Origin of the sequence: Nocardia sp. NPDC050793 (genome assembly GCF_040654065.1) — a bacterium.
GTDB lineage: Bacteria > Actinomycetota > Actinomycetes > Mycobacteriales > Mycobacteriaceae > Nocardia.
Genome location: NZ_JBFAHG010000006.1, coordinates 393,903 through 419,611, shown reverse-complemented (window position 1 = coordinate 419,611; position 25,709 = coordinate 393,903). Strand labels below are relative to the sequence as shown.

Genomic DNA, 25,709 nt, shown 5'->3' with positions numbered 1-25,709 from the left:
TTGTTTGTCCACCGCCGGGGGGGCCCGAGCATCCGGGGTTGGCCCGAGCCCCACCTTTCACCCGGCCCGGTCGACGTGCCGGTTCAGATGTTTCCGGACTTGATCACTGCCTTGTACAGCTGCCGACCCTGTGTGTCCTTGACATCCTTTTCACACGCGTAGTAGTTGTACGTCGCGTGCGTCGAGGTCGGGTCCTGACGCCTCTTCTGGTCCGCGTTCTTCCTGTTGACGTACTCATCGCATTGGCTCTTCGTCATCTTGTCGGGCAACTGCGGCCCAGCATGGGCCGTACCAGCGCCGATCAACGCGAGTCCGCCGACGGCGGCCAGCGACACAACCATTGAAGCGGCGACTCTTCCGAGCTTGTTCATATTCCTCTACCCCTCCTTTATTACGAGGCGGAAGTTTCCGCCTCGAGCATGTGAGCCGGTGGCCATCCAAGGGCTACCGGCTGCGATCCGCTCAACCGAGCTTTTCTGTAAGGTCATCGAGACCTTCGAATGAGCGCAGCAGCGTATGCCCCGCCCCTCCGATTCGGATGATCAGGCGATGCAGACGGCAGTGGGCAGTCAGCGAACTCTCTTGCCAGATCCGTTCCCTTACAATTTGATTCGACGCGATATGGACCGACCCGGTTCCACGGCGATCACGCCTGGGTCGGTGATCTATGTCACCGATCGGCGACGCCTATCACTCCGACCGAGCACGCTGGCAGTTCGCGGCTTCAGCCGTCCCAAGGCATTCGGCGCCACCCGACGACCTCTTCCGGGAGCAGTCCGCGAGCATCGAAACTACAAGGTCGTTCGACTGCACCACGGGCCACGGATCTGTTCGCGCAATTCGTCTTCGGGACGAACGAAGCCGGCCGCGAGTGTTGTGCATTAGTCCACCGCTGGGCCGGGGCGGGTCGGTCTCGCGTAGTGTCTGCGAAAGTTCGCGCCTGAGGGCGCGGCAACCTTTCCACCAGGCACGTAGGCAGTTCCATGACCGACTCGCGACAACCGACCCGCAGGCAGGCGTGGGAGCGCGCCACCAACTTTCCGATGATGGCGTTGGCGGTGACGTTCCTCGGGGTGTACGCGTGGCACGTGCTCGACACCGGCGCCTCGCCGCGGCTGGACTCCTGGCTGACCGGCGTGGACATCCTGATCTGGGCGCTGTTCGCGGGCGACTTCGCGGTGCGGCTGTGGCTGTCGACGGACCGGCTTCGGTTCGTGCGACGTCATCCGCTGGAATTGCTGATCGTGGTGCTGCCGCCGTTCCGCCCGCTGCGGCTGTTGCGGGCGGCGCTGCTGCTGTTGGACACGTTGAATCGCACTACCGTCACGCGCGCCCGGCTCTCGGTGTTCGTCGGCGCCAGTTCGATATTGATCCTGCTGCTGTGCAGCCTGGCATTCTTCGATGCCGAGTACGGCGCGCCCGACAGCAAGGTCACCGACTTCGGTGACGCGCTGTGGTGGTCGGCGGTCTCGGTGACCACCGTCGGATACGGCGACGTCTATCCGGTGACCACCGAGGGTCGCTTGATCTCCTTGATCCTGATGACCTTCGGCATCGGCCTGATCAGCTTCGCGATCGGCACCACGACGAGCTGGGTGATCGACCAGCTGAAGTCCGTCGAGGCCAGCACCGAGCGCACCGATCGCGAGATCGCCGTCCTGCTCGACGAAGTCCGCGCGCTCCGTAGCGAAGTCGCGACGCTGCGCGCCGCCGACGCCGAGCGGCGTTGAACCGGCGCGACGGCTATTTCTGCTGTTTGCCGACGGGCTGCGCGGCCGGTGACGGGTCGGGCGCGACACCGTCGTGCGCCACCATCGCTTCCTCGCGCCCCAGGGTGGGGCCGTTGGCGAGCAGACCGACGATCGGCCACGGTGCCGGCTCGGGTTTCACCCCGGCTTCGGCGTCCAAGCCGAGGGCCTTCTGCGCGTCGGCGTTCTTGATGCCGTAGCGCACGCCGGTGTCGGCGACGTAGAAGAGCGAATCCTTGCGCCTGCTGTCGGGTTCGATGCCGGTGGTCTGGACGAACGCGCCGGTGCCCGGCGGCACGTACACCGAGTCCGCGTTCGGTCCCGAGCCGTCGGCCTGGGCCAGCGGCACCGCCTTCGCCCTGTCCGGCATCGGCAGCGCGACGCCGGTGATCACCGAGAGATCGGCCCTGCGGCCGCCGTCCTTGTTGTCGGCCGCGGCCGGGTTCGGCTTCCAGGAAAGGCAACTGACCGGGCGGTCCTTGACTTCGACAATGCTCGGCCGCGTCTGAGGATAGGTGTCCACCGCAAGCGATCTGGCGGGCGGCGCGCTCACCTTGTCGGTCTGGGCGATGACGGTGTTGCTCGACGACGGGCGGTGGGTGTTGCCAATGATTTCGGCGGTCAGCTTGGACACCTGTTGCAGACCGTCCTGGAGCACCACGTAATCCACGTCCGGCTCGCTGGACACCTGCACCACGTCGCCGACACGGTGCCCGCCGATCGGGTAGCTCACACTCGCGCCGGGATCGTTGATCCTCGGCGGAATGATCTGCGGCACTTCGGGAATCGCGTTGAGCAGGCCTTCGCTGACGGGGCGTGGCGTGGCGCCGGTGATGCCGAGCGCGTCGGTCACCCTGCGGTCGGTCATGTCGACGCGGGCCCGGGTCTCGTTGTAGACCAGGTACGCCTGCTCCTTCACCTTCACCAGCAGCGCTTGGTCCCCGGGCAGCACCGAGGCCTTCTCGCCCAGCTCCAGATCGCCCGCCAAGACAGTGGTGGCGAGATCCTTGGAACCGTCGACCTTCATCACGTCGCAGACGGTCCACGCCCGGCCCTTGCCGCTCTTGTCGTAGCGCAAAGCCGCTGGCGCACCGGGGATTCCGATCAGCTGGCCGCGCGGCTTCTTGCCGAGCTCGGACTCCTTGACGATCACCGCCTTGCCCGACTCACCGGAGGCGAGGCGGGCCGAGGCCAGGTTCAGCGCCGGGTGCACCACGCCGTCGATCACCACGTAGACGCCGCCGGACTCCTTGCCGATCAGCAGCACGTTGTTGTTGATCTTGTCCTGCGGGCGGAGCAGCGCGAGGATGCCGCAGCCGGCGAGCACGACACAGGCCAGCACGAGACCCGCCGCGTAGGCGCGGGACTGCGAGCGCATCGGATCGTGCAGCATGCGGACATCCCGGCGCACCAGCGCGTGTTCCATCCGCCGAACCAGGAAGCGGTAACCGCTCACCTGCCAGCGAGTGGTGGGTTTTGAAGGCATGGTTCCTCCCCCGAACAGTGCTCACGTTCGCGGAACACAGTACAGTTCCCTGGGACTCTTGTTCAGCTCGGCCGGTGGAAGACGGTCGATACCGGGTACTTTGGGGGACGCTGATGGCCGAAGCCACAGGGGCGGGACCACGCCCGCTGCTTGGTCGCATCTCGCTGCCGAATCTGTTGATCGCACAGGTGATCGGCTTGATCGCGGCCGTGATCGCACTGGTGGCCGGGCTCGGCGGGTGGATCGCGCTCGGCGTCGCCCTCGTCGTCGGCTTGCTGCCGCTGATTCCGATCGCCAAACGCACCGGGCTGGACTGGATCGCGACCTGGTGGCGCTATGTCACCCACCGTGACTACGAGATCGGCGACACCGTCGACTTCCGCGGTCCCGACGATCGCTCGCTCGGCCTGTACTGGGACGGCACCCGCGTGGTGACGGTGGTCGAGGTGCTGCCGCCCAAGGGCGGGCTGACCCGCATCTCCAGCAGCACCGTGCACGCCTCGCACCTGCTGCCGCTGTCGGAACTCGCCGACTGCCTCAACCAGCACGACATCCTGCTCAGCGGCATCGACATCATCAGCCACGGTCACCGCAGCCGCGCGGGCACCCCGGCGGGCAAGATCTACGAGTCGCTGCTCGGCCCGCTGCCCGCCACCGCGCACCGCGCCGTCTGGCTGGCGATCGGCTTCGACGCGATCGCCTGCCCGGAGGCCGCGTCGCGCCGCGGTGGCGGCAGCGAGGGCGCCTCGCGTGCGGTAACCATTGCGACGCAACGCATCATGCGCGCGCTCGAGGACGCCGATTGCAGCGCGCGCATCCTCACCGCACCCGAGATCCGCAAGGCGGTCCTGCAGATCACCGCGGGCTTCGACCCGCGGACCCTGACCCACCGCTGGCGCTACGCCGAGATCGGCAATGCCGTCAACATCGGCAGCGCGGTCGATCCGAAGCAACTCGGCTCGGATCTGCTCGCGCAGTTGTGGGTCGCGCCCTCGCGCGGCACCACCGTCACCGTGCGGCTGCGGCCGGGCAGCTCCGCCGAATCGGTGAGCATCGGCGCGGCCTGGCGGCTGACCGCCCGCGAACTGCCCGAGAACGGCAAGCTCAAGGGCATGGTGTCGATGAACGGACGTCACCGCGACAGCCTGCTCGCGCACTTGCCTTTGGCCGTACCGGGACTCGACGACACCGTGCCGATGACCGAGTACCCGATCGACGTCATCGGCGCGCTGCACCTGCCCTCCTCCGGGTGCGGTCAGCTCATCGGCTCCGACGAGAACAACCAGGGTGTGGCCGTCCGCATCATCGGCACCGGCATCTCGACGGTGTACGTGGCGGGCGAGCTCTACCTGGCGCAGCAGTTGGTGTTCCGCGCGCTGGCCGTCGGCGAGCGCATCCTGATCCGCACCGACCGCGCGCACGCGTGGGAGAACCTGGTGCAGACCATCGGCAACCCGGAACGCCTCGCCATCGCCGTCGAAACCCACCAGTCCGACGCGGGTTTCACCGCGACCGTGGTGGACGGTGTGCTCGCGCCCGCGCCGCACGCCGGTGTCACGACGATCTACGTGACCGGTGACCCGATGGGCTGGCCCGCGACCCGGCCTGACCTGTCCGTCCACCAGCCCGGCGCGATCGGCAACCGCGTGGTGCTGCGCACCGGAACCGCGCAGGTCGACCTCACCCTCGTCTCGATTCCGCGCGAGGCCACCTACATCGGGCATCCGCGCGGGCGTCGGCCTGTCGCAGCCGCGCACTGACCAGGGCCATCAGCCCGGGTAGGGATCGGACGCCCGCGCTGTCCGCAAATGCCGTGCCCACCAATGTAATTGGCGGAGCAGGCGCTCGCTCGCGTCGATCGCCGCGCCGTCGGTCGGCGTGCCGGTGGCATCGAACTGCCGCTTGGCCTGGTGGATGCTGACGGTCTCCCGTATCGAGACCATGTGAATCTCGGCGACCACCTGGCGGAGCTGTTCCACCGCGCGCAGGCCGCCGGAGAGCCCGCCGTAGGAGACGAAGCCGATGGGCTTGGCGCGCCACTCGTGCTTCGCGGTATCGAACGCGGTTTTGAGGGAAGCCGGGTAGCCGTGGTTGTACTCGGAGGTGATCGCGACGAACGCGTCCGCGGCGGCCAGCCGGTCCCGGTATGCCTGGGCTTCCGGGGAATCGGTGAGATCCGTCGGCAGCGGCGTGTCGATGAGATCGATGACGCCGGTGTCGAATTCGGACCTGGCCCGGACGACCCGCAGGAACCAATCGGCGACCACCGGAGCGAACCGCTCCGGGCGCACGCTTGCCACGATGATCTCGAGCCGTACCGGGGTGTCCACCGGGCGAGCGTAATGGACGCAGCCGGAAGCAGCCCGCCGACAGACCGCGCACGGCCGAACCGGGGGCGGAGCCGAACCGGAGGCGGAGGTACGCGTAACCGGGATTCGGATGCGCTGCGCCGACGACACGTACATTGGGAGGGCGCATCCCCGAAAGATGTTTGCGGGGGCGATGTTTCGCAGTGACGAGCCGAAGGAGACGGTATGTACGTGGTGACCGGAGCGACCGGGAACATCGGCGCGGAACTGGTGCGCGCGCTCGCCGAGGACGGGCAGCAGGTGCGGGCGGTGGTGCGTGATCCGGCGCGGGCGTCGCTACCGGAGGGCGTCGAGGCGGTCACCGGCGACCTGAACCGACCCGAGACCCTGGCCGACGCGCTCGACGGCGCGCACGGGATGTATCTGATGCCGGGCTACGAGAACCTCGATGAGCTGCTCGCGCTGGCGGGCAAGTCGGGGCTGGCGCGGGTGGTGCTGCTCTCGAGCGGCTCGGCGGCGCTGGCGGATCTCGGCAACGCGGTCTCCCGGTACATGACCCTGTCCGAACAGGCCGTGCGCGAATCCGGCCTGCCGTGGACCTTTCTGCGCCCACGCTCGTTCATGTCCAACGCGCTGCGCTGGCTGCCGCAACTGGCCGCGGGCGACGTGGTGCGCGCCCAGTTCTCGTGGGTGCGAGTCGCCGCCGTCGACCCTGCCGACATCGCCGCGGTGGCTGCGCGGGCGCTGACCGGCGGCGATCTCGACGGACGAATCCTCGATCTCACCGGTCCGGCGGCGCTGCTGCCCGCCGAGCAGGTCGCGGTGCTGGCCGAGGTACTCGACCGGCCGCTCGTATGCCGCGACCTCGACGAGGAGGAAACCCGCGCCGAACTGACCGCGACCATGCCCCGCGCCTACGCCGAGGCGTTCACCAGCTTCTTCATCGACGGCACGCTGGACGAATCCGAGGTCCACCCGACCGTGCGCGAGGTGACCGGTCGACCGCCGCGCACCTTCCGGCAGTGGGCCGAAGCGCATGCCGACGCCTTCCGGACCGAGCCGGCCTGACCCGTCCGCAGACCCGTCTCACGGCAAAACCGCTGCGCCCGCAGCGAAAGCCTGCAGACGACCTCCGCGCCAGGGGTGGTGAATTCAGCGAGCCGAGCCGCAAGTCTCAACCCGCGGCAGCGACCTCCGCCGCACCCCTCGCGAATTCGGCGAGCCCGTCGACCGGAACCACCTTCGCGCTGAAATCCAGTGCGCGCCTGGCTCGTTCGGGATCGGCGACGAAGTGGCGCACGTCGCCGATCCGGTACTGACCGGTCACGATCGGCGGCGTCCCACCGCGAGCTCTGGCCATGATGGACGCCACCTCCCACAGCGTGATCGGGTGGCCGGAGGCGATATTGAGCGGCACGAAGCCGGGCTGCGGTCGTTCGATCGCGGCACGGGTCGCGGCGGCGGCATCGCGGACGTGCAGAAAATCCCGCACCTGCCCGCCATCCTCGAACACCCGCGGCGCCTGACCCGCGAGCAGTTCCTCGCGGAACCGGGTGGCCAGGCCCGAGCGCGCGCCCTCGCCGTACACGTTGTGATAGCGCAACACGGTCACCGCCGCCCCGGTGCTGAGGCCCCAGGCCAGCGCGTACTGCTCCTGGGCCGCCTTGCTCGCGGCGTAGAAGCCGCGCGGCCGCAGCGGCGCGTCCTCGCCGACCGCCTCCCAGGTGAGCACCTCGCCGGTGCGCGGCGCGCGGTGGTCGAACATGCCGCGATCCAAGTCGGCGCGCGAGCGCAGGCCGGGGAAGAACGGCCCGCCGCGCACGCTGCGGTAGCGGCCTTCGCCGTACACGGCTACGGAGGACGCCAGCACCAGCCGACGGACGCCGGCCTGGCTCATAGCGGCGAGCAGCACCGCCGTGCCGTGGTCGTTGTGCGCGGCGAACGTGGCGATGCCCGAGTCCGATTCCGCGCTCGGCGCGGTGACCGCCGCCAGGTGGCAGACCACTTCCGCGCCGCGCAGCAGCGGCGCGAGCCCGGCTGCGTCTCTGACGTCCACCCTGGCGACGCCCTCGGGTGGCTCCGCGTCGGGCCCGTGCACGTCGCCGAGCATCAGATCGAGCGCGATCACCTCGTGCCCGGCGGCCGTCAGCGCGCCGCGCACGTGTGATCCGAGGAATCCGGCGGCTCCGGTGAGCAGTACTTTCATCGCAGCCACACCCCGCCGCCCACGGCCGACTCCGAGCCGATGGCGGCACGAACGTCGCACCGTCCCATACGGTTACGGTAGTGCGAAAGGCAGCGACACGCCGGCATGGACACGGCACCGATCGCAGGTGTCGGTTTCGTCGATCGCCGCCACCGAGGCCCGGATGAGTTCCTTGAACGGGGCCAGATTGCGTTTGAACTCGGCGAAGACGTCGATGGCGTGCACGCCGCCGCCCTCTTCCAGACCCGCGTCCAGGTCGGTCACCAGAGCGACCGCGGCGTAGCACATCTCCAGTTCGCGGGCGAGCACGGCCTCCGGGTGACCGGTCATGTTCACCAGGTCCCAGCCCTGACCGGCGAACCAGCGGCTCTCGGCGCGGGTGGAGAAGCGCGGGCCCTGCACCACGACCATGGTGCCGCCCGCCTTCAACGGCAGCGTGTCCACCTCCGACTTCGCCACCGCGGTGCGCAGTTCCTCGCAGTACGGATCGGCGAAGGAAACGTGCACGCCGCCACCGTCGAAGTAGGTCTGCGGACGACCTGAGGTGCGGTCGACCAGCTGGTCCGGCACCGCGACGGTGCCCGGTCCCCAGTCGGCGCGCAGGCTGCCCACCGCGCACGGCGCGAGGATCCGGCGCACGCCCAGCGAGCGCAACGCCCACATGTTGGCCTGGTAGGGCAGCGTGTGCGGGGCGTATTCGTGCTGCTTGCCGTGCCGAGGCACAAAGGCCACCGGCCGTCCCTCCACCTCGCCCACCGCGATCGGGGCACTCGGCCTGCCGTACGGGGTGTCGACGTCGACTTCGGTGGCGTCGTTGTCGAAGAAATCGTAGAAACCACTGCCGCCGATGACGGCGAGGGCGGGCCGGGGAAGCGAACTCATGGGCTCGATTCTCCCGCCCGCCTGCCCCTCCCACGCAACCGGTACCGGCCCGGCGAACCTATGCGTGATCGCGACCACTCGCCCGCATGAGCAATGATGGGACGATTCCTGAAATCTAGCTGGAGGTGGCTGTGTCGCGCGTGGGCGTTTGGCTGACCGTTGCGAGTGGTCTGGCCTTCGCCAGCTCCGGCCCCCTCGCGAAATCCGTGCTCGCCGCGGAGTGGTCGCCGGGCGCGGTGCTGGCCGTGCGGCTGACGGGGGCGGCGGCGGTCATGCTGGTGCTCGCCGCGCTCGCCGAACCCGATGGCCTGCTCGGCAGCGTGCGTCATCTGCGCACCATCGGCGCGTTCGGCGTGATCGCGGTAGCGGGTGTGCAAGCGACGTTCTTCCTGTCGCTGGAATACCTCCAGGTGGGGGTGTCGCTGATGATCCAGTTCCTCGCGCCCATCGCGGTGATCGGCTGGGATTGGGCGGTCCGCGGACGCAGGCCGTCCGACGCCACCCTGCTCGGCGCGATCGTGGCGCTCGCCGGGGCCGCGCTGGTGATCGACATCTTCGACGCGGGCGGGCTGAGCCTCCCCGGCTTGGGCTGGGCGGCACTGTCCATGCTGTGCAACGCCGCGTTCTTCTTGCTCTCCGCGCGCACCTCGGACAGCCTGCGCCCGGTCGTACTGCTCGGTACCGGCTTGACCGTGGCCGCCGTGACCAGCTGGGCGCTCGGCGCGCTCACCGTGCTGCCGATCCACATCGGCAGCGCCACCGCCGTCATGGCCGAGCGCCGCTTCCCGGCCTGGGCGGCCCTGGCGCTGCTGATCTTGCTCAGCACCGTGGTTGCCTACCTCTGCGGCGTGGCGGGCGCGGCGCGCATCGGGGCGACGCTCATGTCGCTGATCCTGTTGAGCGAGGTGCTGTTCGCGGTCGCGCTCTCCTGGCTGCTGCTCGGCGAAGCGGTGGCGCCGGTCCAGATCTTCGGCGCGGTGCTCGTAATAGGCGGAATCGCGCTGGCCAGGTACGGTGCCGATCAGCGCGTGACACGGCGGACGCAGCCCGCGCCCGGCCGCGCGCTGACCTGACAACTCGCCGGAACAAATGTACCCTAGGGGGGTATTAATCGACGATCGAATCTTCCGGCAGGCAGCAAGGAGACAGTCAGTGACCACCCCGGACACGAAGACCACCCAGGACCAGCCGGCCCACGACCACTCGGCACACGGCTACATCACCGCCAAAGACGACTACCTCAAGCGCCTGCGCCGCATCGAGGGTCAGGCCCGCGGGTTGCAGCGGATGGTCGAAGAAGAGAAGTACTGCATCGATATCCTCACCCAGGTCTCGGCGATGACGAAGGCGCTGCAGGCGGTGGCGATGGGTCTGTTGGAGGACCACATCAGTCACTGCGTGGTGGATGCCGCCGTCGCGGGCGGTCCCGAGGCCGAGGCCAAGATCAAGGAAGCCACCGACGCGATCGCCCGCCTGGTGCGCTCCTGATCGACGCGCAGGCGCACGGTTCACTCACTCCGTTCGTTCACCCGTGGCGCCGCCGATAGGCCGCGGCCGCGCCGGGGTGCAGCGGGATCGGACCGGTGCCGATCAACGAACGAGCGTCCAGGAATTGGGTGCCCGCGGCCTCCGCCGGGACCAGCGCATCCGGACGACCGGCGAGCAGGTCGACGATCGCGGCGGCGGCCTCGTCCCCCAGCGTTGGCGCCGCCAGCAGCAGGTTCGCCACCCCGATGGTCTGGATCGAGGAGCCTCCCGGATAGGCGTCGCCTGGAATCGCGACGCGATCGTAGATGTGCCCGTAGCGCTGCCGCAGCGGAGCGGCCAGCTCACCGAGATCCACCAGGCGCATCCGCAACGGCACTTCCAGCGCCGCGGTCGGCACGCCGCCCGCCCACAACAACGCGTCGACGGCGCCGGAGCGCAGGGCCGCCGCGGCGTCGCGCAGCGGGCGATGCTCCACGATGACATCGGTCGCCGGATCCAGCCCGGCGGCGAGCAGGATCCGCTCCCCCGTCAGCGCCGCGCCGGAACCCTGAGCGCCCAGATTCACTCGCCTGCCCATCAATTCGACCACCCGGCGGACACCGCTGTCCGCCCGCACGGCGAGCTGGAAATAGTTCTCGTAGACCCGGCCGAGCGCGACAACGCCGCCCGGCGCGCCCCTGATCGAATCCGTCAGCGCCAGACCGGCTTCCGCCTCGCCCCTGGCCAGCATGGCTAGATTGTCCTGCGATCCGGAAGTTGCGATCGGCTCGATCCGCACCGTCCCGGCGGCGGCGGCCGCGGCGGCGAGCAGGCGCGCGAACGCGTGATAGAAGCCGCCCACCTCCCCCGAAGCCAATCGGACCACCGGCTCGTCTCCGCTCCCGCACCCGGCGACACCCGCCGCACCCGCGATGCCCGCGGCGCCGATGGCCGCGAGCGCCAAGAACTTTCGCCTGTCCAGCCGACCCGTCACGACACCACCGCCGCGGGAAGACGAACGGCGATCGCGAGTCCCCGCGGAGCCACCGCGGAGACCGAAAGCACACCGCCGCGCGCTTGGGCCAGCGCCGCGGCGATCGGCAGGCCGAGGCCGGAACCGCCCGCCTGCGCGGAAGAACCGCGGAAGAACCGCGTGGTGAGCTTGTGAATCTCGTCGCCGGGCACGCCGCGGCCGTCGTCACGCACCGTCACCGTGACCCATCCCGGCTCGATACCGACGGACACGACGGTGTGCACGCCGGATCCGGCGTAACGGTTCGAATTGCTCAGCGGCACATCGAGAATCTGTGCGAGCACATCCGCGGTCACCGCGACCTCGGCCGGTCGCCCCGGTTGCTCGGCGCGCAGCGACTGCCCGGCGGCGGCGAACGCGGAATGCCATGCGTCGATGCGGTCCGCGACGACTTGGCCCGCGTCGCAATGGTGTTCCGCCGCGCCCGCCGCCGTCGCGAATGCGTCCGGCGTCTCCGCGACCGCGAGGGTGAGCAGGCCGTCGAGCAATGTGGTCAGCCGCTCCACCTCCGCGCTCGCGCCGCGGAAGGTGTCGGCGGCGGTCTGTGGAATCGCGTACTCCAGCGAATCCAACCGGATGGTGAGGGCGGCAAGCGGATTGCGCATCGCGTGCGCGGTGTCGGCGACCAGCTGACGTTGCGCCTCAGTCGAGTCCGCCACCGCCAGCGCCATGGCATCGAAAGATTCCGCGACAGCGCGCATTTCGGGAGGACCACCGTAGTGGCGCGCGATCGATGCGGGCGGTGTGTCGTCGGCGGCCTGCGCCGCGGACCGCGCCTTCGGCAGCGTCGCGGTCAACTCGGCGACGGCCCGCGAGAGGGCCGCGAGAGGGCGCAGTACCCAGCGGCTCAGCGTCAGCGCGAGCAGCGTGAACAGCACCATGGCCCCCATGCCGCCGACGCCGATGATCAGCCACGCGCGGGTGATGTCGCGCCGCGCCTGCGCGGTGGACGCCTCGATGACGACGGCACCGTTGACCTGTACCCCGGTCCCGACCGGTCGCGCGACGAGCATCGTCGAATCGCTCCACGGCATGAGCCGGTAGATCGGGTGCGGTCGCTGATTGCGCCGCGCGTCGGCGACCGCCGCGACGACGGCAGGCTCGATGATGTCCACGCCCGCGTTGACCGCGGTCGCCCCGCGCGCGTCGACCACGAGCACGTTCTCGCCGTACAACTCGTGGTAGCGCGCGACCTCCTCGGCCAGCGCGGCGTCGTTACCCTCCAGCGCAACGGCGTCGGCGAGGGTGGCGAACCGATCCGCGTCACCGGAGCGGCCGAGTACCAGCTCCTGCGTCCGGCTGGTGGCATAGGTCAGCGAGAGCGGCACCGCGAACGCGAGGACGGCGATCGCCGCGAACACCGTCAGCGCGGCAAGCAGTCTGCGCCGCATGACGTTTCGACCTCCACGCTCACTGCCCCCACCGGTATCCATAGCCGCGGATCGTGGTGATCAGCCCCGGCCGGTTCAGCTTGGCGCGCAGACCGGTCATGTGCACATCCAGCGAACGCGAGACCGCGACGAACGCGTCGCCCCAGATCCGGTCCATCAGCTGCTGGCGGCTGACCGCCGCGCCCGGCCGTTCCACGAGCACCTCGACCAGCTCGAATTCCTTCTGCGTCAACGCGACCGGCGCCCCGCCGACCTCGACGACCCTGGCCGCCAGATCGACCCGCACGTCGCCGGTGACCACCTCGGTGCGCTCGGAGTGCGCGACCGCGGCCGCCCGGCGCATCACGGTCTCCAGCCGCGCCATCAGTTCCGCGATCCGCGGCGGCTTGACCAAGTAATCGTCCGCGCCGCCACGCAAGCCGCGCACGATGGAGCGTTCGTCGCTGCGCGCCGTCAGGATCAGCACGGGCACCGAACTCACCTCACGCAGCTGCCGCAACACCTGCAGGCCGTCGCCGTCGGGCAGGCCGAGATCGAGGATGACGGCGTCGTAGCCGCGGTGGTCGAGCAGCAGCTCGCTGCCGCGACGCTTGCGCTCGGCGGAGTAGCCGCGGGCATTGAGCGCCTCGACGAGCGCATCGCCCACGCCGTCGTCATCTTCGACCACCGCAAGCCGCACGCGCCGATCCTGCCACATGGGCAGGATCGGCGCGGACACGAGCCGCTCAGCCACGCACGGCGGCCATGGGGCGGTCGTCATCGGTATCGGCGCTCGCCGCGGCGACGCGCGCCTTCTCGTCGGCGTCGATGGTGGAGTCCGCCGAGGTCTCCCGCATGAAGTAGTAGGTGATCAGCGAGATCGCGATGCAGCCTGCCACGTAGTAGAAGTACACGGATTCGTGACCCGCCTTCTTCAGCGCGAGCGCGATCATCTCCGCCGTGCCGCCGAAGATCGCGACCGTCAGTGCGTAGGGCAGGCCGACGCCGAGCGCACGGATCTTGGTCGGGAACAGCTCCGCCTTCACGATGGCGTTGATCGAGGTGTAGCCGGTGATGATCAGCAAGGCGACCATCATCAGTCCCCAGGCCGCGACCGGGTTCGAGGTGTCGGCGAGCACGGTCATGATCGGGACGGTGAGCAGGGTGCCGCTCACACCGAAGAAGATCAGCAGCTTGCGTCGGCCGATCTTGTCGGACAGCCCACCCGCCAGCGGCTGCAACACGACGAACACCAGCAGCGCGGCGAAGTTGATCCAGGCCACCGTGCCCTTGGAGATGCCGGAGGTGTTGATCATGAACTTCTGCATGTAGGTGGTGTACGTGTAGAACGCGACCGTTCCGCCGAGGGTCAGGCCGACAACGAGGAGGCATTCCCTCGGGTACTTCAGCAGCACCCGCAGCGAACCGCGCGAAGACCCGGTCGCCTCCTTCGCACCGGAGGCCTCCGCCTCGAAGGACGCGGACTCGTCCATCCCGCGCCGCAGCACCATCACGACGAGCGCACCGCACGCACCGATCGCGAACGGGATTCGCCAACCCCAGGAGTGCATCTGGGCGGAGGTCAGCACCTGCAGCAGCACGATCTGCACGCCGAGCGCGGTGAGCTGACCGGCGACCAGCGTCACGTACTGGAAGCTCGAGTAGAACCCGCGCCGACCGGCCGATGCGACCTCGGACAGGTAGGTCGCGCTGGTGGCGTACTCACCGCCGACCGAAAGGCCTTGCAGCAGTCGCGCGAGCAGCAAGAGCACCGGCGCGGCGATGCCGATGGTCTGATAGCTCGGCGTGACCGCGATGAGCAGCGAACCGGCCGCCATCACCGTCACCGACAGCGTCAGCGCGGCGCGCCTTCCGAACCGGTCCGCGTAGCGGCCGAGCGCCCAGCCGCCGAGCGGACGCATCAGGAACCCGACCGCGAACACCGCCGCGGTGGACAGCAGCTGCGCGGTCGAATCCCCTTCGGGGAAGAACGTTTTCGCGAAGTACACGCTGAAAGCCGCGTACACGTACCAGTCGTACCACTCGACCAGGTTGCCGATCGATCCGCGCAGCACGTTCGCGACGACGCGACGTTCACCGCCGGACTGTGTCGTAGTCATCGAATCTCCTCCTTCGACGCTTCTTCGCGTCAGCTGGAAGAGAGTGTGTCGGCAGTCACAAGGGATTCGGAAGCGTGCGGCGGCTTTCCTAACTGTTCCTTAGGACGATCGCCGCCGCACGCTTCCGCAGGTCAGGAGCGCAACGAGGGGGCGAGAGCGCGCAGCGATTCGAGGTAGTCCGACCCGAGCGCCTGCAGGGCGACGTGGTCGGCGCCCGCGTCGAGATGGGCGCGGAGCTGCTCGGCCACTCGTTCCGCGCTGCCGTGCACGGCCAGCTGGTCGATCAGCCGGTCGCTGCCGGGAGCGGCGACGTCGGCGTCGTCGAAACCGAGCCTGCGCAGGTTTGCCACATAGTTGCCCAGTCCGAGGTACATCGGCACGATCGTGCGGCCGACTTCGCGTGCCCGCTCCGGGTCTTCATCGATGACGAGCTTCTGCTCGGTGGCCAGCAGCGTGTCCGCGCCGAGCACCGCGCGGGCGCGTCGGGTGTGTTCCGGGGTCACCAGGTACGGCAGCGCGCCCGCGGTCCGATCGCGCGCCAGCTCCAGCACCCGCGGGCCCAGCGCGGCGAGGGCCCGGCGCTGCTTCGGCACGCCTGCCTCGTCCAGTTCGTCGAGGTACTCGACCAGTGCGTCGTAGGGCTTGCGGTAGGGGCCGTTGAATTCCGGATGCCCGGCGCCGATACCGAGCAGGAAGCGACCGGGGAAGCGCTCCTCGACGCGGTGGAACGAATCCGCCACGATCTTCGCCGAGGCCGACCAGATGTTCACGATACTGGTGGCCACCGTGAGCGAATCCGTCGCGGCCAGTAGCGATTCCACGATGGGCAGCTCCGCGGGCGGGGAACTGCCGAGCCATACCGTTCCGTAGCCGAGCTGCTCCAGCTCGTGCGCTTCCTCCGGCGTCACCCCCTGGTAGCCGCGCCATACACCGAATCGTCCGAGACCATCAATTGTCATGTCGGGAACGAACCTCCGCTGTCCCCGTTCCTATTCCGCGCCGCCGCGTTTCCCCGGAGGTATTAGCACTCGGGGCACGAGAGTGCTAACTTGGATGGTGCACAGCTTCCGGCGTCCGCCGCCGTGGCGGTCGCCGACGTACTGAGATGGAGGTGATTGCTGTGCTGCGATTCGATCCATTCCATGACATCGATACCGTCGCCCGCCAGTTGCTCGGCGAGACCGTCGGGTCGGCACGCGCACCGCGCTTCATGCCGATGGATCTGTTCAAGGCGGGCGACCACTACGTGCTCAATGCCGATCTGCCCGGTGTCGATCCCGGCTCGGTCGATGTGAGCGTCGACAACGGCACCCTCACCCTGCGCGCCCAGCGCAGCCTGCCCAGCGACGAAGGCGTCCAGTGGATCGCCTCGGAACGCTTCGCCGGAACCTACATGCGCCAGCTGTCCCTCGGCGACAACGTCGACACCGAAAAGATCAGCGCCACCTACAACAACGGTGTCCTCTCGGTGACCATCCCCGTCGCCGAAAGGGCCAAGCCACGCCGCATCGAGATCTCCGGCCACTCGCAGCCGAAGACCATCGAAGCGAGCACCGGCGACTGAACCACTCCGGTACCGCGGTTCGCTGAGACCGGCCGCGGTACCGGTCCCCTATCAATCTCCGCCGCAGCACCCTCGGTCCGGCACGACCCGCATCTCCCTGGTCTCGGCGTTGCGCGCCGCCAGGTCCGCGTCGGCCGGATAGTCGACCGCGACGAGGCTCAGTCCATGGGCCGGGGCGACGGTCACCGCACTCGAACGCTCGGTCTCCGCCAGCAGTCCGGCGATCCATTCCACGGTGCGCCTGCCCTCGCCCACGGAGAGCACCGCGCCGACCAGGCTGCGCACCATCGACCAGCAGAACGCGTCGGCGCTGACGAACGCGGTGAGCAGATCCCCCTCGCGCTCCCAGTCGAAGCGCTGCAACTCACGGACCGTGGTCGCGCCCTCCCTGCGGCGGCAGAACGCCGCGAAATCGTGCAACCCCAACAGGCTTCGGGACGCGGCCCGCATCGCCTCCAGATCGGCACCAGGGCGGCACGGCACGACGCTGCGGGCGCTCAGCGGCTCCGCGCCGTACGGCGCGGTGGTGAGCCGGTAGACGTAGTGGCGACGAATCGCCGAGAAGCGCGCGTCGAACTCCGGCGGCGCGACCCGAGCGGCCTTGATGCGCACGTCTTTCGGGAGGAAGCGCGCCATGCGGTGCACGAGCTTGTCGCCGTCGAACTCGGCGGTGGTGTCGAAGTGCGCGACCTGCCCCTCCGCGTGCACCCCGGCGTCCGTGCGACCCGCGACGGTCAGCTGGATCGGTTCGCGGAACACCTTGCTCAGCGACTCCTCCAGCACGCCCTGCACGGTGCGCAACTCCGGCTGGCGGGCCCAGCCGATGAAATCCGTTCCGTCGTAGGAGATGTCGAGGCGCACCCGCACGGCGGCCGAAGACTCGGTGGCCGCCGAAGGCTCCGGCTGCGAGCTCACCGTTTCCATCGAATCCTCCACTGTCACAACGACTCCTCATCGAACGCGAGCAAGCGCGCCGGGATACCTCGGTCGGCGAGCTCGTTCCGTCGATCGACGCGAACGAGCCCGCCACCCCAGGGGCGGCGGGCTCGTTCGCGAATCCGACGCAATATCAGGCGTCCGGCTCATTCCCACACGGGGAAGCAGCCTCAGGCGTCCTTCTTGTCCTCGGCACCCTCGTCTGCGGCGGGAGCCTCGGCCTCGGCGGTCTCGGCGACAGCCTCGTCGGCGGTCTCCTCGACAGCCTCGGGAGCCGCATCTTCCGCCTTCTTCGAAGCGGCCACGCGACGGGCGCGATCGGCCTCGTTGGTCACGGTCTTCTCCCGGACCAGCTCGATGATCGCCATCGGCGCGTTGTCACCCTTACGCGGCAGCGTCTTGGTGATGCGGGTGTAGCCACCCTCGCGGCCCTCGAACGACGGCCCGATCTCCGCGAAGAGCGAGTGCACGACGTCCTTGTTGCGGATCACCTTCAGCACCTCGCGACGGTCGGCAAGGGTGCCGCCCTTCGCCTTGGTGATGAGCTTCTCCGCGTAGGGGCGCACGGCCTTGGCCTTGGCCTCGGTGGTGGTGATCCGGCCGTGCTCGAAGAGCGCCGTGGCCAGATTGGCGAAAATCGCCTTCTGGTGCGACGCCGACCCGCCGAAGCGGGCACCCTTCTTGGGCTTAGGCATTGTTGATTCTCCTTGTATGCGGCCGGGCCGGGGCGCCTACCCCAGCGGCCTAGAGCTGTTCGGTCTCGGCGTAGTCCTGCTCGCCGCCATCGGTGTCACTGAACGTGCCGCTGTCGCTCCACGTGCCGGTGCTCGCGTCGTAACCCACCACGGAGGACGGGTCGAACGACGCCGGGCTGTCCTTCAGCGAGAGGCCGAGCGCGTGCAGCTTGACCTTCACCTCGTCGATGGACTTCTGGCCGAAGTTGCGGATGTCCAGCAGATCCGACTCGGTGCGGGCGACCAGCTCGCCCACCGTGTGCACACCCTCGCGCTTGAGGCAGTTGTAGGACCGGACGGTGAGGTCCAGGTCCTCGATCGGCAGACCGAACGAGGCGATGTGATCCGCCTCGGCCGGCGAGGGGCCGATCTCGATGCCTTCTGCTTCGACGTTCAGCTCGCGAGCCAGGCCGAACAGCTCGACCAGGGTCTTGCCCGCCGAGGCGAGCGCGTCCCGCGCGCTGATGGAGTTCTTGGTCTCCACGTCCAGGATGAGCCGGTCGAAGTCGGTGCGCTGCTCGACACGGGTGGCCTCGACCTTGTAGGTCACCTTGAGCACCGGGGAGTAGATCGAATCCACCGGGATCCGGCCGATTTCCGCACCGGACGCCTTGTTCTGCACAGCGGGGACGTAACCGCGACCGCGCTCGACGACGAGCTCGATCTCGAGCTTGCCCTTGTCGTTCAGGGTGGCGATGTGCATGTCCGGGTTGTGCACGACGACGCCGGCGGGCGGCACGATGTCACCGGCGGTGACGGTGCCGGGACCCTGCTTGCGCACGTACATCGTCACCGGCTCGTCCTCCTCCGAGGACACGACCAGACCCTTGAGGTTCAGGATGATGTCGGTGACATCTTCCTTCACGCCGGGAACGGTGGTGAACTCGTGCAGAACGCCGTCGATGCGGATGCTCGTGACCGCGGCCCCCGGAATCGAGGACAGCAGGGTACGCCGCAGCGAGTTGCCGAGGGTGTAACCGAAGCCCGGCTCGAGGGGTTCGATGGTGAACTTCGAGCGGTTCTCGGCGACGACCTCTTCGGTCAGGGTCGGACGCTGGGAAATCAGCATGAGGATCATCCTCCTTTTAGGGCGCCCGCTATTTGACGCCTCGTTTTAAGGGGTTGTGCGGCGGGGGCGGAGCCTCCGCCGCACCAGCGGCATTCGCTGATTACTTCGAGTAGTACTCGACGATCAGCTGTTCCTGCAGCGGCACATCGATCTGGGCGCGCTCCGGCTCCTGGTGGACCAGGATCCGCAGACGGCCCGGGATCACCTGCAGCCAGCCCGGAACCGGGCGATCGCCGAGGGTCTCCCGCGCGACCTGGAAAGGCAGGGTCGGCAGCGACTTTTCCTTGACATCGATGATGTCGTACTGGCTCACCTTGTAGCTGGGCACGTCGACCTTGACGCCGTTGACCAGGAAGTGGCCGTGGCTGACGAGCTGACGAGCCTGGCGACGGGTGCGCGCCAGACCGGCGCGGTACACGACGTTGTCGAGACGGGTCTCGAGCAGACGAAGCAGGTTGTCACCGGTCTTGCCCTTGAGGCGGTTCGCCTCTTCGTAGTACCGGCGGAACTGCTTCTCCATGACGCCGTAGGAGAAGCGAGCCTTCTGCTTCTCCTGCAGCTGGAGCAGGTACTCGCTCTCCTTGATCCGCGCGCGGCCGTGCTGGCCGGGCGGGTAGGGGCGACGCTCGAACGCCTGATCGCCGCCGACGAGGTCGACGCGCAGACGACGCGACTTGCGGGTGATGGGTCCGGTGTAACGGGCCATTTCGCTCTACCTTCCTTTCCCGCTAGACGCGACGCCGCTTGGGCGGACGGCAGCCGTTGTGCGGCTGCGGGGTGACATCGGAGATCGTGCCCACCTCGAGGCCTGCGGCCTGCAGCGAGCGGATCGCGGTCTCACGGCCCGAACCGGGGCCCTTGACGAACACGTCGACCTTCTTGACGCCGTGCTCCTGCGCCTTGCGAGCCGCGTTCTCGGCGGCCAGCTGCGCGGCGAACGGGGTCGACTTACGCGAACCCTTGAAGCCGACGTGACCCGACGACGCCCAGGAGATGACGTTGCCGTTCGGGTCGGTGATGGACACGATCGTGTTGTTGAACGTGCTCTTGATGTGCGCGTTGCCGTGCGGGACGTTCTTCTTGTCCCTGCGACGCGACTTCTGGGTCTTCTTGGGGCCGGAGGCCCTGCTCTTAGGAGGCATCCGTATCCCTTACTTCTTCTTGCCTGCGACGGTGCGCTTCGGGCCCTTGCGGGTGCGCGCATTGGTCTTGGTCCGCTGGCCACGCACGGGCAGGCCACGACGGTGGCGCAGGCCCTGGTAGCAGCCGATCTCGATCTTGCGGCGGATGTCGGCCTGCACCTCACGGCGCAGGTCACCCTCGACCTTGAACTCCGAGGCCTCGATGTAGTCGCGGAGCTTGGTCAGGTCGTCGTCGCTGAGGTCCTTCGAACGCAGGTCCGGGCTGACGCCGGTGGCCTCGAGGATCTCCTTGGAGCGGGTACGGCCGATGCCGAAAATGTAGGTCAGCGCGATCTCCATGCGCTTTTCGCGCGGGAGGTCGACGCCCATGAGACGTGCCATGTGGCAGTTTCCTTAATCGTTGCGGAGGTCTGCTCCCTGTCCGTTCCCCCGTCTTGTTTGGGGCACCGGCCTCCGTACCGGTGGTTGGCTCGCACGCCCCGGGCACTCTCGCGAGCGACCGAATTTCCACAGCGTGCGGCTGGAGCTGGGAGTTCTTCTCTGTGCCAATCCGAACTGCGTTCGGTGCTTGGCGGTGAAACCTCGATCAGCCCTGGCGCTGCTTGTGGCGCAGGTTGTCGCAGATCACCATGACCCGGCCGTGGCGGCGGATCACCTTGCACTTCTCGCAGATCTTCTTGACGCTCGGCTGAACCTTCACGTCCGTCCAATCTCGTTGTGGTTCACAAAGGTGTGAACACAGTTTTTCCCCAGCCTGGCGGCTGGGGAAGTCTTCGTTGCGCCGTCCTCGCGGACGGTGGCCAAATGAATCGACTCAGGCGAGTGCGTTCCGCGAGCTCGCCGACGCGATTCACTTATAGCGGTAAACGATGCGGCCGCGGGACAGGTCGTAGGGCGAGAGCTCGACGACCACCCGGTCCTCGGGAAGGATGCGAATGTAGTGCTGCCGCATCTTTCCGCTGATGTGCGCGAGAACCTTGTGCCCGTTCTCGAGCTCGATACGGAACATCGCATTGGGCAGCGGCTCGACAACTCGACCCTCGACCTCGATGGCCCCGTCCTTCTTCGCCATGTCCTCCGCGATCCCGGTTCACCGAGCGTTGCCGCTCGAACCTGGTGTGATTGCCTGGTGTCTGCTTGTATGTACCGGACGGCGTCACCGGACCGGCGGCATGCAAACAGGCGGCGCATAGGTGCACCGCCGCTCCAGCTTACCGGGAGGCATCCGATCCGGCAAAAACACCCCGCCGCGCCGCCGCAGCGCAGCGGCTCCCTGCGCCACGTCGGGTGGGGCGCGTCACGTAAACTGACCGGGTCCAGGAAACGGTCGAGCAGACTTAGGGGGATGCCGTGAGCCAGCGTACCGGGCCAGCCGTCGGCACCGCGCCCCTCGGCCACGACAGGGCCGAGCGTGAGCGTAGCGGGCGAGCCATCTCGGGCACGAGGGACGCCGAACGCACAACGGAGCCGCGGGACAGCGAGGCGATGCGGTGAGTCGTAACAACGACCTCCCGATGCTGCCGCCGTGGCTGTCCGACAGCGAGGTCACCGGGGGTTACGAGGCACCGGTAGAGAATCTTCCGCACGACGACCTCATCGATGACGCACCCGATCGCAAAAAGCGCCGCAAGTCTCAGGCGCCCGACGGTCGCAGCGACGCGAATCAGGGTTCCGGCCGCAAGGACAAGAAGCGCAGGTGGCTCGGCCGCGACAAGGAAGAGCCGGTCGAGGAACAGCACACCGCGCCGCCGGCCGAGGAACAGCGCCGCCAAGAGCCGCCCGCCAACTCCTGGGGACAGCCGCAGTCCGGTTGGTCGTCCGGCCCCGACGCGGACGCGGGTCGGCCCGGCGATTCGCCGCAGCAGGCCGCGCGCGGCCAGGCGGATCGCAACGATTCCTGGCAGCAGACCGAGGGTCCGGTTCGGCAGCAGCCGATGGGCGGGCCGGAGCACCCGGCCCCGCCGCGGTTCGACGCCCACGGGCAAGCGCCGACCGGAGGACCCGGCCCGACGCCGCCGCAGCAGCAGTTCGGCGGACCGGACCAGCCGATCGGCGGTCCCGATCAGATCGGCGGACCCGGTCAGGCGCGTCCCGACCAGGTCGGCGGACCGAGCCGGCCGCAGCAACAGACCGGCGGCCCCGGATATCCGGCGCAGCCACCGGTCGGTGACGGCGGACCGCAGTGGGGTGCCGCGCCGGAGCAGTTCGGCGGACCGGGTCGAGTGCCGCAGCAGCACAGCACCCCTGGACAGCCACCGCACCAGCAGACCGGCGCGCCCGGCTACCAGCAGTCGATGGGCGGGCCGGGGCAGCAGCCGATCGACGGCCCCGGTCGGCCTCCGCAGCCGCCGGTCGACGGATCGAGCCAGGTCGCGCAGCGGCCGGGCGAGACATGGGGCGGGCTACCGCATCCCGACGACCCGAGGTCGTCCGCACCGCGACAGCAGGGCGGACACACCGGCCTGCCCACTCGGCAGCCGAGCCAGCCTTCCGAGGCCTTCCAACCGCTCGGTCAGCGCACGCCCGCGCCGACGGCTCCCGAGCCGCCTCCGTCGAACGAGGCGACCACGCGCTACCAGCGTCAGCTTCCCGACCTGCCGCCACCGCCGCCGAGCGACGTCCGGCCGTCCCCTGCCGCCGAGGACAGCTCCGTCCGGACGACCGGCGACGAGGTCGCCGATCCGCGGGCCGAGCACAGCGTCACCGACCGGGCGGCCGCGAGCCACGTCGGCGATTCGCCTGTCGAGCGACGCATTCCGGCCGGAGACCCGGTCGAGCCTCCGTCGGCGGTGGATCACCCTTCCGCTCAGCCGAACACGGATTCCGCTTCGACGGGCCAGGACCGCACACCCACCGCGTCCACCGAGAACAACGCCTCGGCCGACGCGGACCGTGCGGCGACCGAATTCGACGCAGCCCCACCGTGGCTCGCGGGCCCGAGCGCAGCCGCGTCGTCGGGCCCGGCCGCGGCCGCACCTCCCGAGCAGGGAATCCCGCCACGCACACACGACGGGGCGACACCGTCGGGCGACACTGCACCCTCCTGGCTCGGCGGCCATGAACAGCGCCAGCCGAGCGCCCGTCCCGAGCTTCCCCCGCCACCCGCGGACTCCGCCGAACAGTCTGGGCCGCAAGCGCCTTCGCCGACCGTGCAACAGACACCGGCGTCCGTGAGCGACATCGGCCGACCGGGCGACCCCTCCCCCGTCGCGCACGCGGGCGGAACGTCCACTGCCGCCGATCCCGCGAACGTCACCGAGCGCCCGAACTTCGAGTCCCGGCCGGTCGGCGACGAGGCGGCTCCGAGCTCTTCCGCTCGCCCGGACGAGCGGAGCGAAGGCGGACTCCGCCCGCGCCCTGACGATTCCGGGCACGGATCGGCAGCCGTCGGTCGAGGCCAAGGAAGTGAGTTCACCCGCGACTCCGCCGGCACTGCCGAGGACGCCGAATCCGCACGGCGCGGCAGGCATCGACTGCCCGCGGAACCCGACCCGAACGAGCCTCAGTGGGGCGCACCGGGTCCGGCCCAGGGTGGCCACCGGGCTCCGGTCAGCGATCAGCCCGCTCCCGGCCAGGTGCGCCGGGATCCCGGAGTGTTCGCACAGCAGGGCGGCCAGGCCCCCGGCGGCGAAATGCCTTGGACGCAGGCGGGATACGGCGCGCAGCCGCCGTATCAGGAGAACGGTCCACAGCCCGGCTACGGCTATGCCGACCAGCGCCAAGGCGGTTACGCTCCGGCCCCCGGCCCCGACGCCTATCACATCCCCGGTGATCGGCGGCCCAGCGAGCCGCGCTATCCGACGCAGTCCGGGCCGGGATCGGTGGAGCCCGCGAACAACAACGCGGCTGGCTTCGTCGCGCCTCCGGCCGCCGATCAGCAGCCGCCCGTGCCGCCCGCGTGGAACCAGGGCGCGCAACCTCCCGCGCCCCCGCAGGGACCAATGGGCGAGAGCTGGGGCCGGCCGCAGCACGGGCCGACCGGTGAAAGCTGGGGTCAGCAGCCGCAGCACGGCGGTCCGCGTCAGCCCCAGCAGGGCCAGCCCTCCCTGGACGACGTTCCCTTGCGCCGCGCCAAGAAATCACCGGGCAGCGGTTGGCGCAAGGCCGTGCACCACATGTCCGGTGGCGCGATCAATCCCGGCATGTCGGCCGAGGAGCTGCGACTCCAGGAGCTGGTGGCCAGGATCAGGCAGCCGGTCCGCGGCGACTACCGCATCGCGGTGCTCTCGCTGAAGGGTGGCGTAGGGAAGACGACCACCACCATGGGTCTCGGCTCGATCTTCGCCTCCATCCGCGGCGACCGGGTGATCGCGGTCGACGCCAACCCGGACTTCGGCACACTCTCCCAGCGCGTGCCGCTGCAGACCCGGTCGACGGTTCGGGACCTGCTGCTCGATCCGTCGATCCAGCGCTACTCGGATGTGCGCAGGCACACCTCGCAGGCCACCAGCCGGTTGGAGGTGCTTGCCAGCGAACGGGATCCGGCGGCGTCGGAGGCGTTCAACGACGAGGAGTACCGGGCGGTCGCTCGAATCCTGCAGCGCTACTACAACATCATCCTCACCGACTGCGGCACCGGTCTGATGCACTCGGCGATGGCGGGCGTCCTGGATCTGGCGCATTCGCTGGTGCTGATTTCGTCGGCGGCGATCGACGGCGCCCGCAGTGCCGCGGCGACGCTGGACTGGCTGTCCCTGCACGGTCACGATCACCTGGTGCGCAACGCGGTCGTGGTGATCAACCTGCCGCGCGAGGGTTCGCCGAACGTGGGCGTGCAACAGCTGCGCGAGTACTTCCTGTCCCGCTGCCGCGCGGTGCACATCATCCCGTACGACTCGCACCTCTCGGAGGGCGCCGAGATCGATCTGCACCGGCTCAGCAAGCAAGCGAAGCGCGCCTACGTGGAACTCGCCGCGACCGTGGCCGACGAGTTCTCCATCGATCACCGCCGCTTCCACACCTGATCGCCGGTTCGACAGGCATTGCGCGTCAAAGAGGTTCGCCGGTCGGGTGCCGAGGAGGGGTGACGACACCCGACCGAACGAACCACCTCACCACTCGGGCAGCCGCCTCCGCCCCGCGATCACGTCGCGGACCAGGTCGTCATAGGCGTCCGCCAATTCGGCGAGGTGGTGCCAGGCGCAGTGCAGTAGCTCGTCGTGCGCGTCGAGCGTCATCAGTGCGTGGTGCGCACGCACCGAGGACTCCGCGAGCCGATCGATCACCGCGCCGACAGTCTCGGTGTGCAAAGTAGCGCCGAGCCGATGCTGGGGGACGCTGCGCGCCACCCAGTCGTCGATGGCCATGACCAATTCGCTTCGGCGCCGTTCGTTTTCGAGAATATGAGTGGGATCGGTGTTCACCGATCCACCACGACCGACGAGTCGCCGCTCGTGTAATACCGCCAGATCGCGGGCGAACCAGAGCAGGGGGCCACCTACGACCCGATGCCCGCGACACGCCCGAACAAGTAGATCCGAAGTGGGCAGTAGCCCGGTAGACACGGACTGCACTGCCGAATCGACACACCGGGATGTGTCGGGAACTGCCATCACAATCGTTGATGAATCCGAACCTGCCACGTTGCCTCGCCGTTCATCGCCGCACAACACCGGATCAGGACTTCATTACAATAAACCTCTG

26 protein-coding genes are annotated in these 25,709 nt (G+C 68.9%); 7 read left to right on the top strand and 19 right to left on the bottom strand.

Annotated features, from left to right (window positions below):
• Positions 1-83: 83 nt before the first annotated feature.
• Positions 84-371 (bottom strand): hypothetical protein, encoded by a 288-nt coding sequence (locus AB0H50_RS23080; RefSeq protein ID WP_357456096.1) that lies wholly within the window; start codon positions 369-371, stop codon positions 84-86.
• 612 nt (positions 372-983) lie between these two features.
• Here AB0H50_RS23080 and AB0H50_RS23075 point away from each other — a divergent pair.
• Positions 984-1,730: a potassium channel family protein gene (locus AB0H50_RS23075; RefSeq protein ID WP_357456093.1), complete on the top strand. Its 747-nt coding sequence runs from the start codon at positions 984-986 to the stop codon at positions 1,728-1,730.
• Positions 1,731-1,743: 13 nt separating this feature from the next.
• On the opposite strand, the gene eccB is transcribed toward AB0H50_RS23075, so the two are convergent.
• Positions 1,744-3,234, bottom strand: coding sequence for a type VII secretion protein EccB (eccB, locus tag AB0H50_RS23070; RefSeq protein ID WP_357456090.1), 1,491 nt, complete (start codon positions 3,232-3,234; stop codon positions 1,744-1,746).
• Between the two features lie 113 nt (positions 3,235-3,347).
• Between eccB and eccE the strand changes: the two genes are divergently transcribed.
• Positions 3,348-4,994 (top strand): type VII secretion protein EccE, encoded by a 1,647-nt coding sequence (eccE, locus tag AB0H50_RS23065; protein WP_357456087.1) that lies wholly within the window; start codon positions 3,348-3,350, stop codon positions 4,992-4,994.
• A gap of 9 nt (positions 4,995-5,003) precedes the next feature.
• Here eccE and AB0H50_RS23060 read toward each other — a convergent pair whose 3' ends face one another.
• A complete protein-coding gene (locus AB0H50_RS23060; RefSeq protein ID WP_357456085.1) occupies positions 5,004-5,564 on the bottom strand; it encodes an NAD(P)H-dependent oxidoreductase in 561 nt (186 codons plus the stop codon).
• A gap of 204 nt (positions 5,565-5,768) precedes the next feature.
• Here AB0H50_RS23060 and AB0H50_RS23055 point away from each other — a divergent pair, with 204 nt between their 5' ends.
• Positions 5,769-6,611: an NAD(P)H-binding protein gene (locus tag AB0H50_RS23055; protein WP_357456082.1), complete on the top strand. Its 843-nt coding sequence runs from the start codon at positions 5,769-5,771 to the stop codon at positions 6,609-6,611.
• Between the two features lie 106 nt (positions 6,612-6,717).
• On the opposite strand, the gene AB0H50_RS23050 is transcribed toward AB0H50_RS23055, so the two are convergent.
• Positions 6,718-7,749: an NAD-dependent epimerase/dehydratase family protein gene (locus AB0H50_RS23050; protein ID WP_357456079.1), complete on the bottom strand. Its 1,032-nt coding sequence runs from the start codon at positions 7,747-7,749 to the stop codon at positions 6,718-6,720.
• Positions 7,750-7,821: 72 nt separating this feature from the next.
• Positions 7,822-8,631, bottom strand: coding sequence for an S-methyl-5'-thioadenosine phosphorylase (locus tag AB0H50_RS23045; protein ID WP_357456076.1), 810 nt, complete (start codon positions 8,629-8,631; stop codon positions 7,822-7,824).
• A gap of 140 nt (positions 8,632-8,771) precedes the next feature.
• Here AB0H50_RS23045 and AB0H50_RS23040 point away from each other — a divergent pair, with 140 nt between their 5' ends.
• On the top strand, positions 8,772-9,704 hold the full coding sequence (locus tag AB0H50_RS23040; RefSeq protein ID WP_357456073.1) for a DMT family transporter: 933 nt from the start codon (positions 8,772-8,774) through the stop codon (positions 9,702-9,704).
• 79 nt (positions 9,705-9,783) lie between these two features.
• Entirely contained in the window at positions 9,784-10,119 is a 336-nt protein-coding gene (locus AB0H50_RS23035) for a metal-sensitive transcriptional regulator (protein ID WP_357456072.1), read from the top strand.
• Positions 10,120-10,156: 37 nt separating this feature from the next.
• Here AB0H50_RS23035 and AB0H50_RS23030 read toward each other — a convergent pair whose 3' ends face one another.
• The 5 genes from AB0H50_RS23030 to AB0H50_RS23010 form a co-directional block, all read right to left on the bottom strand.
• Positions 10,157-11,092 carry a TAXI family TRAP transporter solute-binding subunit gene (locus AB0H50_RS23030; protein ID WP_357456069.1) on the bottom strand — a complete coding sequence of 312 codons (936 nt, stop codon included), beginning with the start codon at positions 11,090-11,092 and terminating at the stop codon, positions 10,157-10,159.
• Entirely contained in the window at positions 11,089-12,522 is a 1,434-nt protein-coding gene (locus tag AB0H50_RS23025) for a HAMP domain-containing sensor histidine kinase (RefSeq protein ID WP_357456067.1), read from the bottom strand. The genes AB0H50_RS23030 and AB0H50_RS23025 overlap by 4 nt, the downstream gene beginning before the upstream one ends.
• A 19-nt stretch (positions 12,523-12,541) precedes the next feature.
• Positions 12,542-13,201 carry a response regulator transcription factor gene (locus AB0H50_RS23020; RefSeq protein ID WP_357456147.1) on the bottom strand — a complete coding sequence of 220 codons (660 nt, stop codon included), beginning with the start codon at positions 13,199-13,201 and terminating at the stop codon, positions 12,542-12,544.
• Positions 13,202-13,247: 46 nt separating this feature from the next.
• Positions 13,248-14,621: an MFS transporter gene (locus AB0H50_RS23015; RefSeq protein ID WP_357456064.1), complete on the bottom strand. Its 1,374-nt coding sequence runs from the start codon at positions 14,619-14,621 to the stop codon at positions 13,248-13,250.
• Positions 14,622-14,752: 131 nt separating this feature from the next.
• Positions 14,753-15,580, bottom strand: a complete 828-nt coding sequence (locus AB0H50_RS23010; RefSeq protein ID WP_357456062.1) for an LLM class F420-dependent oxidoreductase — start codon at positions 15,578-15,580, stop codon at positions 14,753-14,755.
• 161 nt (positions 15,581-15,741) lie between these two features.
• On the opposite strand from AB0H50_RS23010, the gene AB0H50_RS23005 reads away from it, so the two are divergent.
• Positions 15,742-16,185, top strand: a complete 444-nt coding sequence (locus tag AB0H50_RS23005) for an Hsp20/alpha crystallin family protein (RefSeq protein ID WP_357456059.1) — start codon at positions 15,742-15,744, stop codon at positions 16,183-16,185.
• A 51-nt stretch (positions 16,186-16,236) separates the two neighbouring features.
• On the opposite strand, the gene truA is transcribed toward AB0H50_RS23005, so the two are convergent.
• From truA to infA, 8 genes are all read right to left on the bottom strand, one after another.
• Positions 16,237-17,109 carry a tRNA pseudouridine(38-40) synthase TruA gene (gene truA / locus AB0H50_RS23000; protein WP_357456145.1) on the bottom strand — a complete coding sequence of 291 codons (873 nt, stop codon included), beginning with the start codon at positions 17,107-17,109 and terminating at the stop codon, positions 16,237-16,239.
• Between the two features lie 182 nt (positions 17,110-17,291).
• Positions 17,292-17,816, bottom strand: a complete 525-nt coding sequence (gene rplQ / locus AB0H50_RS22995) for a 50S ribosomal protein L17 (RefSeq protein ID WP_357456056.1) — start codon at positions 17,814-17,816, stop codon at positions 17,292-17,294.
• Positions 17,817-17,865: 49 nt separating this feature from the next.
• On the bottom strand, positions 17,866-18,924 hold the full coding sequence (locus tag AB0H50_RS22990) for a DNA-directed RNA polymerase subunit alpha (RefSeq protein WP_067785162.1): 1,059 nt from the start codon (positions 18,922-18,924) through the stop codon (positions 17,866-17,868).
• A gap of 100 nt (positions 18,925-19,024) precedes the next feature.
• Complete coding sequence (rpsD, locus tag AB0H50_RS22985) at positions 19,025-19,630, bottom strand: 30S ribosomal protein S4 (RefSeq protein WP_067785061.1); 606 nt, start codon at positions 19,628-19,630, stop codon at positions 19,025-19,027.
• A gap of 22 nt (positions 19,631-19,652) precedes the next feature.
• On the bottom strand, positions 19,653-20,066 hold the full coding sequence (gene rpsK / locus AB0H50_RS22980) for a 30S ribosomal protein S11 (protein ID WP_011207365.1): 414 nt from the start codon (positions 20,064-20,066) through the stop codon (positions 19,653-19,655).
• 9 nt (positions 20,067-20,075) lie between these two features.
• On the bottom strand, positions 20,076-20,447 hold the full coding sequence (gene rpsM, locus AB0H50_RS22975; RefSeq protein ID WP_039795645.1) for a 30S ribosomal protein S13: 372 nt from the start codon (positions 20,445-20,447) through the stop codon (positions 20,076-20,078).
• Between the two features lie 205 nt (positions 20,448-20,652).
• Entirely contained in the window at positions 20,653-20,766 is a 114-nt protein-coding gene (rpmJ, locus tag AB0H50_RS22970; protein WP_011207363.1) for a 50S ribosomal protein L36, read from the bottom strand.
• A 150-nt stretch (positions 20,767-20,916) separates the two neighbouring features.
• Positions 20,917-21,138: a translation initiation factor IF-1 gene (gene infA / locus AB0H50_RS22965; protein ID WP_003418601.1), complete on the bottom strand. Its 222-nt coding sequence runs from the start codon at positions 21,136-21,138 to the stop codon at positions 20,917-20,919.
• A 418-nt stretch (positions 21,139-21,556) separates the two neighbouring features.
• On the opposite strand from infA, the gene AB0H50_RS22960 reads away from it, so the two are divergent.
• The gene (locus AB0H50_RS22960) at positions 21,557-25,030 is read left to right on the top strand and encodes an AAA family ATPase (protein WP_357456053.1); all 3,474 of its coding nucleotides are present in this window, start codon (positions 21,557-21,559) and stop codon (positions 25,028-25,030) included.
• 87 nt (positions 25,031-25,117) lie between these two features.
• On the opposite strand, the gene AB0H50_RS22955 is transcribed toward AB0H50_RS22960, so the two are convergent.
• Positions 25,118-25,429: a DUF4254 domain-containing protein gene (locus AB0H50_RS22955; protein WP_357456050.1), complete on the bottom strand. Its 312-nt coding sequence runs from the start codon at positions 25,427-25,429 to the stop codon at positions 25,118-25,120.
• Positions 25,430-25,709 lie beyond the last annotated feature (280 nt).